Origin of the sequence: Dokdonella ginsengisoli (assembly GCF_042652785.1) — a bacterium.
Taxonomy (GTDB): Bacteria; Pseudomonadota; Gammaproteobacteria; order Xanthomonadales; family Rhodanobacteraceae; genus Dokdonella_A; species Dokdonella_A ginsengisoli.
The window spans coordinates 422,552-436,149 of record NZ_JBHSHD010000010.1 but is presented as its reverse complement, the minus strand read 5'-3'; the positions used below and the strand labels follow the sequence as shown (position 1 = coordinate 436,149).

The window sequence follows — 13,598 nt, the reverse complement described above, 5'->3', positions numbered from 1 at the left end:
ATCCCGGCATCGTGCCGGCGGCGCCCCGGCTCAGGCCGCGACGTCGGGATCGAGGATGTGCAGTTCTCCGAAACCGAGCGCGCGCACGGGCGCTTCGACCTTCGACAGGTCGCCGACCACCAGCCACGTGTACGCGCCGGTCGCGAACAGGTGTTTCGCGGCGGCCGCGACCTGCTCCGTCGTCTGCGCCTCGACGGCGCGAGCCAGCGAGGCGACGTAGTCGTCGCCGCGGCCGTAGAGCCGGTTGTTCGCCAGCGCCGACAGCACCGCGCCGCCGGTTTCGTAGCTGCCGGGCAAGGCGCGCGTGCGCTGCGCCTTGACCTTGGCGATCTCGGCGTCCGTCGGCGGGCGATCGCCGCCGATCGCGCGAAGCTCGCCGAGGATCTCGCCGATCGCCTCGGCGGTCCGGTCGGTCTGCACCGGTGCGGAGATCAGCAGCGGCCGCGGACCGAGCGCTTCGACGAGAGTGCTGTGCGCGCCGTAGGACCAGTGCTTGTCCTCGCGCAGATTCATGTTCAGGCGCGAGGTGAACGCGCCGCCGAACACCGCATTGGCCAGCTGCGTGGACAGATGATCCGGCGCCATCGTCGGCGAGGTCGTGCGCGCGGCGAAGATCTGCGACTGCTGCGCGCCGGGGCGGTCGACCAGGAACAGACGCGGCGGCCCCTGCGGCGGAACCTCTCCGCGCGAAACCATCGGTGCCGGCGAGTCCGGGGCCGCCCAGTCGCCGAATGCGGCGTCGAGCAGAGGCAACACCGTTTCCATGTTCGTATCACCGACGACGAAGATCGCCGCGCGGTCGGGACGCACGAAATCGCGATGGAACGCCGCCAGCGCGTCGGGCGAGATCGAGGCGATCGCGGCTTCCGAGCCGAGGCCCGAGAACGGGATGCCGTAGGCGTGATCCGCGCCGTACAGCAGCCGCGGCAGCACGCGGAAGCCGAGCGCGGCCGGATCGGCGCGCTCGCGCCGGATGCGCGCCAGGCACTGCGCGCGCAGGCGCTCGAGATCGGCCTGCCGGAACGCCGGCTCGCGCACGATCTCGGCGAGCAGTTCGAGCGCACCGGAAAGGCCGCTGTTCAGCGCATCGACGCCGACGTGGCTGGCATCCAGCCCGGTCTCGGCACGCCACTGCGCGCCGAGCCGCTGGCGCTGCAGCGCGATCGCCAGGGAATCGCGCTGCCGCGTGCCTTCGCCGAGCATCGAGAACGCGAGTTTCGCCGTGCCGGCGCCACGCCCGCGGTCGGCCGCGATGCCGGCGTCCAGCTGCAGGCGCACCTGGGTCAGCGCAATCGCCGCACGTTCGGCCAGCACCACCTCGATGCCGTTGCGCAGGCGCGCGCGGCGGACTTCGGGAAACACGACCTGCGGGAAGTGCTGCACCTGCGGAGCGCCGAGGCGGCGGTCGATGCCGCTCGCACGGGTCGCGTACGCCGCGTCCATGGCCGGGACCGGATCCGGCGCGGACGCCGGCGGCAACGGCGGCGCATCGGCGACGGAAGCCTCCCGCTCCGGCGTCACCAGCAAGGTGTGGTCACCGCGCGCGAGCCAGCGTCGCGCCGCCGCGAGCACCGTGGCCGGCGTGGCGGATGCGCAGCGCTCCAGGTCGACGCGATATGCCGCCGGGTCGCCGTGATAGATCTCGCCTTCGGCCAGCACGGCCGCCTTGCCGCCGCGGCCGCCGATCTTCTCGATGGCGCGCACGAAGCCCAGGCGCAGCACGGTCTTTGCGCGCAGCAGCTCGTCCTCGTCCGGGCCTTCGGCGAGGAACCGTTCCCATTCCTCGGAAATCGCCGCCTCGACCTGCGCCGTCTCGACGCCTTCGCGAAGATTGGCACTCGCCACGAACAGGCCGGCCAGCGCGTAGGCGCTGAGGCCGACCGAGACCTCGTCGACGAGCCGCTCGCGATGCACCAGGCGCCGGTACAGGCGCGAGGCCACGCTGCCGCCGAGCACGAACGCGGCCAGTTCGAGCAGCGGCGCGTCGGCGTGCGCGAGGCCGGGCACGTTCCACTGCCGCAGCAGGCGCCGCTGCGGCACCGCGTCGATCTGCACGCTGCGCGTGGAAGCCGTGCGCGGCGCGATCCACGGCGCCGGATGCCGCAGCGCGGGACCGGCCGCAACGTCGCCGAAGTACGCCTGCATCTTCTCGCGCGCGAGCGCCGGCGAGATGTCGCCGGCCAGTGCGATCGTCACGTTGGCCGCGCCGTAGTACTCGCCGAACCATTGCCGCACGTCGTCGAGCGAGGCGGCTTTCAGATCGTCCATCGAGCCGATGGTCGTGTGGCGATACGGATGATTCTGCGGGAACGCGTGCTCCAGCAGCGCTTCCCAGACGCGCCCGTAGGGGCGGTTCTCGTGCTGGCGCTTCTCGTTCTGCACCACGCCGCGCTGCGTGTCGAGTTCGTGCTGGCCGATCGCGCCGAGCAGGTGGCCCATGCGATCCGATTCCATCCACAGCGCCAGATCGAGCGCGCTCGCCGGCACGGTCTGGAAGTAGTTCGTGCGGTCGAACGAGGTCGTGCCGTTCACGTCGGTCGCGCCGACGCGCTCGAACGGCGCGAAGTAGCCGTCGCGATGATGCTCCGAGCCGGAGAACATCAGGTGCTCGAACAGATGCGCGAATCCGCTCCTGCCCGGCGGCTCGTCGGCGGAGCCGACGCGATACCACACCGACACGGCGACCAGCGGCGCCTTGCGGTCCTCGTGCACGATGACGGTGAGGCCGTTGTCGAGCCGGAACTTCTCGAACGCGATCGACGGCAGGTCCATCGGCGCGCCTAGCGCGGAGCCGCCGGCGCGACGTCGAGGCCGCTGCCTCGCGCCAGCCCGGTGAAATCCGGGAACGAGGTCGCGACGTTGGCGCAATCGAGGATGCGCACCGGCGCCGCGGCGATCACGCCGGCGACGACGAAGCTCATCGCGCAGCGGTGGTCACCGGCGCTGTCGACTTCGCCGCCGCGCAGCCGGCCGCCGTGGATGACGGCGCCGTCCGGCGCTTCGTCGACCGCGATGCCCAGCTCGCGCAGCCCCCTGGCCATCACCGCGATGCGGTCGGACTCCTTCACGCGCAGCTCCGCCGCGCCGCGGATCGTGGTCGTGCCCTTGGCTGCCGCGGCGGCCACGAACAGCGCCGGGAACTCGTCGATCATGTCCGGCACCAGCGCCACCGGCACCTCGATGCCGTGCAGGTTCGCGTGCCGGACTTCGAGGTCGGCGACGCGTTCGCCGCCCTGCTCGCGCGCGTCAAGCTCGCGGATATCCGCGCCCATCAGGCGCAGCGCGTCGAGCAGGCCGGTGCGGCGCGGATTGAGACCGACCGCGCGCAGCAGCACGTGCGATCCCGGCACCAGGCTCGCCGCGACGAGGAAGAACGCCGCCGAGGAAAAATCCGCCGGCACCACGACGTCGGTCGCACGCAGGCGGTGTCCGCCGGAGAGCTGCGCCCTGCCCGGCTCGAACCGGATCGGCCAGCCGAACGCGGCGAGCATGCGCTCGGTGTAGTCGCGCGTCGGATGCGCCTCGCGCACCGCCGTCTCGCCGTGCGCATAGAGGCCGGCGAGCAGCACCGCCGATTTCACCTGCGCGCTCGCCACCGGCAGTTCGTAGTCGATGCCGCGCAGGTCCGAACCGCCGCGGATGCGCAGCGGCGGCAGGCCGCCCGGCTCCGATTCGATGCGCGCGCCCATCGCCGCCAGCGGTTCGATCACGCGCCGCATCGGCCGCTTCGACAGCGACGCGTCGCCGCTCAGCACCGAATCGAAGCGCTGTCCGGCCAGCAGTCCGGCCAGCAGGCGCATGCCGGTGCCGGCATTGCCGCAGTCGAGCGCGCCGTCCGGCGCGGCCAGCCCGTGCAGGCCGACGCCGTGCACGACGCGGCGCGAAGCCGACGGCGTCTCGATGCGCACGCCCAGGCGCGCGAAGATCGCCGCGGTCGCCCGCGTGTCCTCGCCCTCGAGGAAGCCGTCGACGCGCGAGGTGCCTTCGGCCAGCGCGGCGAACATGATCGCGCGATGCGAGATCGACTTGTCGCCGGGAACGGCAAGCTCGCCGTGCAGGGCGGAGGCCGGGGAACTGGTCCAGTCCATGTTCTGCTCAGCTCGCGAAATCGACGTAGTAAAGGCGCCGCGTCGCCCATTCGTAGAGAAAGATCGCGGCGGCGTTCGGCAGGCGGCGGTCGAACTCGACGGCGGCGAAGTTGCGCGCGAATTCGGCCGTGTTGGCGCGGGCGGCTTCGGGCAGGCAGCGCGCGCCGTGTGCGCCGGCCTGCTCCAGCGCTGCGGTCAGCGCCTGCAGCAGCAGCGGATTGGTTTCCGGCTCGCGCGCCCAGTCGTTCGCGACGTCGGCGGACGGCTCGAAGCGTTGCAGCTGGACGCAGGCGTAGTCGAAGCGGCCGCGGCCGACCAGGCCGGATTCCGAGTGCAGCGAGGCGATGACCGACCAGTCCTGCGCGGCGTCGACCCCGGCTCTCGCCAGCGCGGTGCGCAGGTCGGCGCGATCGAGCGGCTCGACGATCGCCGACGGGCGTTCCGCCACCGAAGCAGGGCCGTACGTCCGGTACGCCACGGCGGCGCCGGCCAGCAGCGCGACGACACCGATCGCTTGCAGGGCGGCGCCGGCGATGCGCCCGAACGTCACGGCAGCGCGCTCAGCAGACGCTCGTTCTCGTCGCGGCTGCCGACGCTGATGCGCAGGGTCTGCGGCAGGCCGTAGCCGCCCATCGGCCGCACGATCACGCCGCGCTCGAACAGATGGCGTTCGAGTTCGCCGGCGTCGCGGCCCAGATCGACCAGCACGAAGTTCGTCTGCGACGGCAGGCAGACGTAGCCGCGACGCGCGAGCTCGGCGACCAGCCATCCGCGCTCGCTCGCGTTGAGCGCGCGCGAGCGCTGCAGGTGTTCGCGATCGGCCAGCGCGGCCTCGGCGCCGGCCAGCGCGACGTTGTTGAGGTTGAACGATTCGCGCAGGCGCTCGACGACGGCGACCACGCTGGGATCGGCGACGAGATAGCCCACGCGCAGGCCGGCCAGCGCGTGGGCCTTGGAGAACGTGCGCGTGACGATCAGGTTCGGATGACTCCCGGCCAGCTGCAGCGCCGTGCCGAGTCCCGGCGCGTCGGCGAATTCGTGGTAGGCCTCGTCGACGACGACCAGCACCTCGCGCGGCACGCGCGCCAGGAAGGCGGCCAGTGCCGCGTCGCCGAACCAGGTACCGGTCGGGTTGTTCGGATTGGCCAGGTACACCAGGCGCGTGTCCTCGCGCACCGCCTGCGCCAGTGCGTCGAGGTCGTGGCCGAACGGCGCCGACGCGTGCTCGCGCGGCAGCGCCGGCACGCGGATCGGCTGCGCGCCGGCGGCCGCGGTGGCGATCGGAAACACGGCGAAGCCGTACTGCGAGAACACCACCGAATGCGCCGGATCGGCGAAGCATTGCGCCAGCAGCATCAGCAGCTCGTGCGAGCCGTTGCCGAGCGCGATGCGCCCCGTATCGACGCCCAGCTGCGCCGACAGCGCCGCCTTCAGCGCGGCGCCGCGCGGATCGGGATAGCGATAGCTTTCCGCCAGCGCCGCGCGCATCGCCTCGAGCGCGCGCGGACTGGGGCCGAGCGCGTTCTCGTTGGAGCCGAGTTCGGCGATCGTCACGCCGAAGCGCTGGCGCAGCGCCGGCAGGTCGTGGCCCGGATCGTAGGCGCGCAGCGCGGCCGTCGCCGGATTGGCCAGGCGCGTCGCGTCGAACGGCGGCTCGCGGCGCTGCGGCTGCGCGCTCACGGCACCGCGACCGGGTAGGAGCCGAGCAGCTTGATCTGCGCCGCGTGCGTCTCCAGCTCGGCCAGCGCCTTCTTCATCGCCTCGTCCTCGACGTGTCCGGCAAGGTCGATGAAGAAGCCGTATTCCCACTTCGCATGGTGCGAGGGCCGCGACTCGATGCGGTTCATGCTGATGCCGTGGCGCGCGAACGGGCTCAGCACGTTGAACAGCGCGCCGGGCTGGTCCTTGATGAAGACCAGCACCGAGGTACGGTCGTGGCCCGACGGCGGGAAGATCTGGCGGCCGAGCACGAGGAAGCGCGTGGTGTTGTCGGCGTGGTCCTCGATCGACTTCATGATGACCTTCTTCAGGCCGTACACGTGGCCGGCCGATTCGCCGCCGATCGCCGCAGCGTCGTCGGCGTTGCGCGCGCGGCGCGCGCCTTCGGCGTTGCTCGACACCGGAATCTTCTCCACCTTCGGCAGGTTGCCGCGCAGCCACGCCTGCGTCTGCGCGAACGACTGCGGATGCGCGTAGATGCGCTCGATGTCCTCGATGCGGCCGGAACGCGACAGCAGGTACTGGTGCACGCGCAGCTCGACTTCGCCGCAGATCTTCAGGTTCGAGGTCAGGAACATGTCCAGCGTGACCTGGATCGTGCCCTGCCCCGAGTTCTCCACCGGCACCACGCCGAAATCCGCGTTGCCGGACTCGACCTCCTGGAACACCTCCTCGATGCTGCCCATCGGCAGGCCGTGCGCGGAGCGGCCGAAGTGCTTCATCACGGCCTGCTGGCTGAAGGTGCCCTCGGGGCCGAGATAACCGACCTTCAAGGGCTCCTGCTGGGCGAGGCAGGCCGACATGATCTCGCGGAACACGTGCACCAGCACTTCGTCGCTGAGCGGTCCTTCGTTGCGGTCGACCACCATGCGCAGCACCTGCGCCTCGCGCTCGGGGCGGTAGTAGTCCACCGCCGCGGCGAGCTTGCCCTTGGCCTTGCCGACCTGCAGCGCGAATCCCGCGCGCTCGGCGATCAGCGCCTGGATCTGGCGGTCGATGCCGTCGATGCGCGCGCGCACTTCGGACAGCGCGGGCACAGCGGCGAGAGTTTCGGTTTTCTTCTGCTTGGCGGCCATCGACTGCTCAACCCTGGATCACGCGAACGGAGAGAATACCGTCGATCGCCGCGATCGCCGCGACCAGGCTGTCGGGAACCGGCGAATCGGCGTCGATCAGGCTGTAGGCCAGCTCGCCGCGCGAGGCGTTGTGCATCTGCGCGATGTTGACCCCGGCCTCGCCGAGCACGTGCGAGAGCTGGCCGATCATGTTCGGCCGGTTGCTGTTGGCAATGCAGATGCGCGCGAGGCCGGCGCGCGCCATGCGCGTTTCCGGGAAGTTCACCGAATTGTGCACGTTGCCGTGCTCGAGGAAGTCGCGCAGCTGGTCCACCACCATGACCGCGCAGTTCTCCTCCGCCTCGCCGGTGGAAGCGCCCAGGTGCGGCAGTGCGATCACGCGCGGGTTGGCAAGCAGGTCGACGTCGGGGAAGTCCGACACGTAGCGGCCGATGCGGCCGTCGGCGAGTCCCTTGCGCAGGGCCGCCGCGTCGACTACGCCCTCGCGCGCGAAGTTCAGCAGCACCACGCCCGGACGCACGATCTCCAGCGCCTGCGCGCCGAACACGCCGCGCGTCTTGTCGTTCAGCGGCACGTGGAAGCTGAGGTAGTCCGCGCCGGCGTACAGCTCGGCGAGCGAGCCGGCCTTGGCCACCTCGGACGACAGCTGCCAGGCGCCGTCGACGGTCATGTGCGGATCGAAGCCGACCACGCGCATGCCCAGCGCGTGCGCCGCGTTGGCGACCTTCACGCCGATCGCGCCGAGGCCGACCACGCCGAGCGTCTTGCCGGCCAGCTCGCTGCCGACGAAGCGCTTCTTCTCCGCCTCGACCTTGTGGTGCAGGTCCTCGCCGGGCTCCAGGCCGCGGACGAAGGCGAGCGCGTCGGCGATGTTGCGCGCGGCCAGCAACATGCCGGCCACCACCAGTTCCTTGACCGCATTGGCGTTCGCGCCGGGCGCGTTGAACACCGGCACGCCGCGCGCGGACAGCTCCGCCACCGGGATGTTGTTGGTGCCGGCGCCGGCGCGCGCGACCGCCTTCACGCTGGCCGCGATCGGGCTCTTGTGCATGTCGGCCGAACGCACCAGCACCGCGTCCGGCTCGGCCACTTCGTTGGCCGTGGCGTACCGCGCCGTCGGCAGGCGATCGAGACCGTTGCGCGAGATGTTGTTGAGAGTCTGGATGGTGAACATGGGAGGGCCGGGATTTGGGAATGGGGAATGGGGATTTCGGAAAAAGCCCGTCCTTCGCCGCACGGGCACTCGCCGGCGCGACGAAGCGGACCGCCGATGGCTCAGCCGTTGCGCCGCGCGAAGTCCTTCATGAAGTCGACCAGCGCCTGCACGCCTTCCAGCGGCATCGCGTTGTAGATCGAGGCGCGCATGCCGCCGACCGCGCGGTGGCCCTTGAGCGCGAGCAGGCCGGCCTGTTCGGACTCCTTGAGGAACGGCGCGTCGAGCTCCTCGCGCGGCAGCGTGAACGGCACGTTCATCCACGAGCGCGCCGATTTCTCGACCGGATTGCGGTACCAGCCCGACGCGTCGATGTAGCCGTACAGCAGCTCGGCCTTGGCGCGGTTGCGCTCGGCCATCGCGGCGACGCCGCCCTGCGCCTTGACCCACTTGAACACCAGTCCGGCGAGATACCAGCCCCAGGTGTTGGGCGTGTTCAGCATCGAGCCCTGCGCGGCGTGCTCGGCGTAGCTGAGGATCTTCGGGATGTCCTTCGGGCAGCGTTCGAGCAGGTCGTCGCGCACGATCGCCACGACCAGTCCGGACGGGCCGATGTTCTTCTGCGCGCCGGCGTACAGCATCGCGTACCTGGACACGTCGAGCGGGCGCGACAGGATCGTCGAGGATACGTCGCCGATCAGCGGCACGCCGCCGGCATCGGGAATCTCGTGGAACTCGACGCCGCGGATGGTCTCGTTCGGCGTGATGTGCAGGTAGGCGGCGTCGCGGTCGAGATCCCATTCCACGCGCGGCGGAATGCGGTCGTAGTTGGTCGCCGCCGAACTCGCCGCGATGCGCACCTTCGCCAGCGGCTTGGCTTCCTTGGCCGCCTTCTCGCTCCAGTCGCCGGTCAGCACGTAGTCCACGCTCTGCTCGCGGCGCGCGAAGTTCAACGGGATCTGCGCGAAATGCTGCGTGGCGCCGCCCTGCAGGAACAGCACCTTGTAGCCGGACGGCACGTCAAGCAGCTCGCGCAGGTCGCACTCGGCCGCCTCGGCCAGGGCGATGAACTCCTTGCCGCGATGGCTGATCTCCATCACCGAAGCATGCGCACCGCTCCACTCCAGCATTTCGGCCTGCGCCTGGCGCAGCACGTCTTCCGGCAGCGCGGCGGGGCCGGCGCTGAAGTTGTATTGGCGACTCACTCGACACTCCCTGGGGCAGAATGGGGAAACCGGTGCTTCGGTCCATTATGCCGCGCCGCAACAAACTGGCAACAGGCGCGCTGGGGCACATCGCCGCGGGCCTTGCGCACGGATCGCGACGGCGGAATCGGCGTACCGCGGCGAAATCCTTTCGCCGCAACGGCGGTCTGTGAGGAATAGCGCCGAGAGGATCCGCCCATGTTTCTGCGTCGCCCCGCCGACATCCGCCCTTCCCAGATCACGCCCGAAAGCGTCTACCGGCGCCGGCGCGAGCTGCTCAGGCAGTTCGCGCTCGCCGCGCCGGCCGCCCTGCTCGCCGGCTGCGGCCGCAACGGCGGCGCCGCTCCCGCCGCGGCCGCCGATCCGGCGACGCTGCCCAAGGAACTGACGATCGCCAAGCGCGGCGAATACACCACGCCCGACGCGCAGACCCGCTGGCAGGACGCCACGCACTACAACAACTACTACGAGTTCGGCACCGACAAGGACGATCCGGCCAAGCATTCCGGCCGCTTCGAGCCGCAGCCGTGGACGGTGGAGATCGCCGGCGCCGCCGAAGTCACCGGCCGCTTCGCGCTGGAAGACCTGCTCAAGCCGCACCCGCTGGAGGAGCGCGTCTACCGCATGCGCTGCGTGGAAGCGTGGTCGATGGTGATCCCGTGGGTCGGCGTTCCGCTCGGCGCCGTGCTCAAGCGCTTCAAGCCGACCTCGGAAGCAAAATACGTCGCCTTCACCACGGTGCGCCGGCCGGCGCAGATGCCGGGGCTTTCCTATCCGGTGCTCGACTGGCCGTACCGCGAAGGCCTGCGCATCGACGAGGCGATGCATCCGCTGGCCCTGCTCGCGGTCGGCCTGTACGGCCGCGCGCTGCCGAACCAGAACGGCGCGCCGCTGCGCCTGGTGGTTCCGTGGAAATACGGCTTCAAGGGCATCAAGTCGATCGTGCGCATCGAGTTCACCACGCACGAACCCAAGACCTCGTGGAACCTCTCCGCACCGGGCGAATACGGCTTCTTCGCCAACGTGAACCCGGACGTCAGCCATCCGCGCTGGAGCCAGGCGACCGAGCGCCGCATCGCCGGCGACGGCGGCTTCAACCTGTTCGGCAACCGCCTCGTGACCCTGCCGTTCAACGGCTACGCCGAACAGGTGGCGTCGCTGTACTCGGGCATGGACCTGCACCGGAACTTCTGATGGAAGCGACCGTCGCCGCGCGGCCGCGAAAGCGCATCGACCGCATCGCCGCGAGCAAGCCGCTGGTGTTCGCGCTGTGCCTGCTGCCGCTGGCATGGCTGGCCTGGGACACGCTGCACGGCCGGCTCGGCACCGATCCGGTCGCCCGGCTCGAGCACCGCAGCGGCATCTGGGCGCTGCGCCTGCTGCTGGCAACGCTGGCGATCACGCCGCTGCGCCTGCTGACGAAATGGCACTGGCTGGTGCGCTACCGGCGCATGCTCGGCCTGTTCGCGTTCTTCTACGCCAGCGTGCACCTGACGATCTACCTGGTCGTCGACCTCGGCGGGTTCTGGTCGCAGATCTTCGAGGAGATCGCCAAGAAGCCGTACATCACGGTCGGCTTCGCCGCCTGGCTGCTGATGATCCCGCTGGCGGTCACCTCGACCAAGGCGATGATGCGCCGGCTCGGTGCGAACTGGCTGCGCCTGCACCGGCTGGTCTACGTCGTCGGCCTCTGCGGCGCGCTGCACTTCCTGTGGCTGGTCAAGTCCGGCAACACGATCGCCGTGCGCGAGCCGGTGGTCTACCTCGCGATCGTGCTGCTCCTGCTCGCCGCGCGCGTGCCGGGCTGGCTGCGCCGCCGCACGCTGCCGCCGCGCGGCGCCTAGGATCCGGCGCCGCGCCAGATCATCAGCGCCATGCCCGCCGCGATCAGCGCGGCGGCGCCGATCAGCCACCAGATGCCGCCCTGCGCGGCCTCGTCGGTGGCGGCCGCGTCGCGCGGCCGGGTGTCCGCCACCTGCGCGCGCGCGGCGGCCTCGTCGGCGTCCGCGCCGCGCAACGGCAGGCCGGGCGCCTCGACGACGAAATGGCTGCGCTCGAACGCGATCTGGTCGCCCGGATGGATGACCGCGTCGCGCACGCGCACGCCGTTGACGATGCTCTCCTTGCCCGACATCGAGCGCAGGTAGATCGCGCTGCCGACGTGCTCGATGGTGGCGTGCCGCGCGGCGATGCGCGCTTCGTCGAGCACCAGCCCGCGATCGGGCGCGTTGCCGACGGTGAGCTGGTGGTTCACCGCGATCGTCCTGCCGTAGTGGCCGCCGGCGACGCCGCGCAGGATCACGCGCGGCGGATGCTGCGCCGGTGCGACGGACTCGGGCTCGTCCGGGATCGAGGTCTGGATGAGATCGTCGCGATCGGCCTTCAGCACGATCGTGACCTGCCCGAGGCAGACCACGTCGCCGCTGCGCAGCAGCGCCTTCTCGCGCACCGGCCGGGCGTTGACGTGCGTGCGTGCGCGCGGGTCGAGCACTTCGAGCACGGCGCCGCGCGCGTCGACGGTCAGCCGCGCGTGATGCGCGGCGACGTCGCGCGCGGCGAGCACGAACGTGTTTCCCTCGGCCTGGCCGAGACTGACGGCGCCCTCCTCCACGACGAAATCGGCGTGTTCGCCGTTGCCAAAACTGAGTCGCATCGCCTTGATTTGGTTGGAGGATTGCGCAGCTTATCACAGCGGCCGGCGCGCCCATCGGCGGACCGCTTCGCGCGCCGCCCCGGCTCGGGCATCATTGCGCCGGGCACCATCACGCTTGGCGAGGAAATCATGGCCGTCATCGACATCCAACGCTCGCATACGAGCAGTCTGAAGAACACCAAGGCCGCGGTCGAGAAAGTCGCCAAGGCGATCGCGAAGGAATACGGCATCGACCACCACTGGGACGGCAACGAGCTGCATTTCGACCGCAGCGGGGTCAAGGGCCGCATCACGGTGGCGAAGAACGAGGTGCGCGTGCGCGCCGAACTGGGCTTCCTGATGGGCGCGCTCAAGCCGGTCATCGAACGCGAGATCGAACGCCAGCTCGACCAGTACATCGCCTGATCGCGGGCCACCTCGCCGCATGCTGGTCATCCACGCCGCGCGCCGCGCGCGCCGTCGCCGCCCCTCGCGCATCGGCCTCGCCGTCGCCGGCGGCGGCCCGATCGGCGGCATGTACGAACTCGGCGCGCTGCGCGCGCTCGAGCAGGCGGTCGAAGGGCTGGACCTGCGCGCGCTCGACGTCTACGTCGGCATCAGCGCCGGCGCGTTCCTCGCCGCCGGGCTGGCCAACCGCATCGGCACCGCCGAGCTGTGCCGCATCTTCGTCGGCGGCGACGCCGAGCGCACGCGCTTCCGCCCGGACGACTTCCTGCGCCCGGCCTACGCCGAATACCTGCGCCGCGCCGCCGAACTGCCGCGCGCCCTGTTCGGCTGGTTCGGCGACGTCGTGCGCAATCCGTTCGCGATCAACACTTCCGACGCGCTGCTGCGCCTGGGCAGCCTGCTGCCGACCGGGCTGTTCGACAACGGCGCGATCCGCCGCTTCCTCGCCGAGCTGTTCCGCGCGCACGGCGGCAGCGACGATTTCCGCGCGCTCGAGCGCCGCCTGTACGTGATCGCCACCGACCTGGACAGCGGCGAGGCCGTGCGCTTCGGCGCGCCCGGCCGCGACGACGTGCCGATCTCGCTGGCGATCGAGGCCAGCGCCGCCCTGCCCGGCCTGTATCCGCCGGTGCGCATCGGCGGGCGCTACTACGTCGACGGCGCGCTGCGCCACACCCTGCATGCCTCGGTCGCGCTGGACGCCGGCGCCGACCTCGTGCTCGGCGTGAATCCGCTGGTGCCGATCGACACCGCGCGCGCGCAGGCCAGCGGCAAGCGCGCGCCGCCGACCCTGCTCGACGGCGGCCTGCCGGCGGTGCTGTCGCAGACCTTCCGCGCGCTGCTGCAGTCGCGCGCGCAGGCCGGCGCCTCGCGCTACCCGCAGCGCTACGCCAACGCCGACCGGGTCCTGTTCGAACCGAACGCCGACGACGTCGAGATGTTCTTCACCAACGTCTTCAGCTTCGCCAGCCGCCGGCGCGTCGCCGAACACGCCTACCGCAGCACGTTCGCCGACCTGCACGAGCGGCGCGACGAACTGGCGCCGCTGTTCGAACGGCACGGCCTGCGCCTGCGCGACGAGGTGCTCGACGCGCCGCCGCGCAGCCTGCTCGACGGCCTGCGCCGGCCGGCCGGACGCACGCGCACGACGCGGCGCCTCGACGGCGTGCTCGACGAACTGCGCGACCGCCTGCCACCGCCGCGCCCGCCACGCCGCCGCAAGGCGCCGCCGCCGCAGGCCTAGTGTGTCTGCTCTAG

At 71.1% G+C, this 13,598-nt stretch carries 12 protein-coding genes; 4 read left to right on the top strand and 8 right to left on the bottom strand.

Annotation, left to right across the window (positions count from 1 at the left end):
• Nucleotides 1-30 precede the first annotated feature (30 nt).
• The 7 genes from ACFO6Q_RS14175 to serC form a co-directional block, all read right to left on the bottom strand.
• Complete coding sequence (locus tag ACFO6Q_RS14175) at nt 31-2,772, bottom strand: M16 family metallopeptidase (RefSeq protein ID WP_380021756.1); 2,742 nt, start codon at nt 2,770-2,772, stop codon at nt 31-33.
• Between the two features lie 8 nt (nt 2,773-2,780).
• Entirely contained in the window at nt 2,781-4,088 is a 1,308-nt protein-coding gene (aroA, locus tag ACFO6Q_RS14170) for a 3-phosphoshikimate 1-carboxyvinyltransferase (protein ID WP_380021755.1), read from the bottom strand.
• Nucleotides 4,089-4,095: 7 nt separating this feature from the next.
• Nucleotides 4,096-4,638 carry a hypothetical protein gene (locus ACFO6Q_RS14165; protein ID WP_380021754.1) on the bottom strand — a complete coding sequence of 181 codons (543 nt, stop codon included), beginning with the start codon at nt 4,636-4,638 and terminating at the stop codon, nt 4,096-4,098.
• Nucleotides 4,635-5,768 carry a histidinol-phosphate transaminase gene (gene hisC / locus ACFO6Q_RS14160; RefSeq protein WP_380021753.1) on the bottom strand — a complete coding sequence of 378 codons (1,134 nt, stop codon included), beginning with the start codon at nt 5,766-5,768 and terminating at the stop codon, nt 4,635-4,637. Before hisC ends, ACFO6Q_RS14165 begins: the two co-directional genes overlap by 4 nt.
• Nucleotides 5,765-6,883 carry a prephenate dehydratase gene (gene pheA / locus ACFO6Q_RS14155; protein ID WP_380021752.1) on the bottom strand — a complete coding sequence of 373 codons (1,119 nt, stop codon included), beginning with the start codon at nt 6,881-6,883 and terminating at the stop codon, nt 5,765-5,767. Before pheA ends, hisC begins: the two co-directional genes overlap by 4 nt.
• A 7-nt stretch (nt 6,884-6,890) precedes the next feature.
• A complete protein-coding gene (locus tag ACFO6Q_RS14150; protein WP_380021751.1) occupies nt 6,891-8,057 on the bottom strand; it encodes a phosphoglycerate dehydrogenase in 1,167 nt (388 codons plus the stop codon).
• 101 nt (nt 8,058-8,158) lie between these two features.
• Nucleotides 8,159-9,241, bottom strand: a complete 1,083-nt coding sequence (gene serC / locus ACFO6Q_RS14145) for a 3-phosphoserine/phosphohydroxythreonine transaminase (RefSeq protein WP_380021750.1) — start codon at nt 9,239-9,241, stop codon at nt 8,159-8,161.
• Between the two features lie 198 nt (nt 9,242-9,439).
• On the opposite strand from serC, the gene msrP reads away from it, so the two are divergent.
• Together msrP and ACFO6Q_RS14135 are read left to right on the top strand one after the other, a co-directional pair.
• On the top strand, nt 9,440-10,435 hold the full coding sequence (gene msrP, locus ACFO6Q_RS14140) for a protein-methionine-sulfoxide reductase catalytic subunit MsrP (protein WP_380021749.1): 996 nt from the start codon (nt 9,440-9,442) through the stop codon (nt 10,433-10,435).
• Nucleotides 10,435-11,085 carry a protein-methionine-sulfoxide reductase heme-binding subunit MsrQ gene (locus ACFO6Q_RS14135; protein ID WP_380021748.1) on the top strand — a complete coding sequence of 217 codons (651 nt, stop codon included), beginning with the start codon at nt 10,435-10,437 and terminating at the stop codon, nt 11,083-11,085. The genes msrP and ACFO6Q_RS14135 overlap by 1 nt, the downstream gene beginning before the upstream one ends.
• Here ACFO6Q_RS14135 and ACFO6Q_RS14130 read toward each other — a convergent pair.
• On the bottom strand, nt 11,082-11,894 hold the full coding sequence (locus ACFO6Q_RS14130; RefSeq protein ID WP_380021747.1) for an FHA domain-containing protein: 813 nt from the start codon (nt 11,892-11,894) through the stop codon (nt 11,082-11,084). The two genes, ACFO6Q_RS14135 and ACFO6Q_RS14130, sit on opposite strands and share 4 nt — an antisense overlap.
• On the opposite strand from ACFO6Q_RS14130, the gene ACFO6Q_RS14125 reads away from it, so the two are divergent.
• Together ACFO6Q_RS14125 and ACFO6Q_RS14120 are read left to right on the top strand one after the other, a co-directional pair.
• Complete coding sequence (locus tag ACFO6Q_RS14125) at nt 11,865-12,299, top strand: polyhydroxyalkanoic acid system family protein (RefSeq protein ID WP_380021746.1); 435 nt, start codon at nt 11,865-11,867, stop codon at nt 12,297-12,299. The two genes, ACFO6Q_RS14130 and ACFO6Q_RS14125, sit on opposite strands and share 30 nt — an antisense overlap.
• A gap of 19 nt (nt 12,300-12,318) precedes the next feature.
• Nucleotides 12,319-13,584 carry a patatin-like phospholipase family protein gene (locus ACFO6Q_RS14120; RefSeq protein ID WP_380021745.1) on the top strand — a complete coding sequence of 422 codons (1,266 nt, stop codon included), beginning with the start codon at nt 12,319-12,321 and terminating at the stop codon, nt 13,582-13,584.
• Nucleotides 13,585-13,598: the final 14 nt, after the last annotated feature.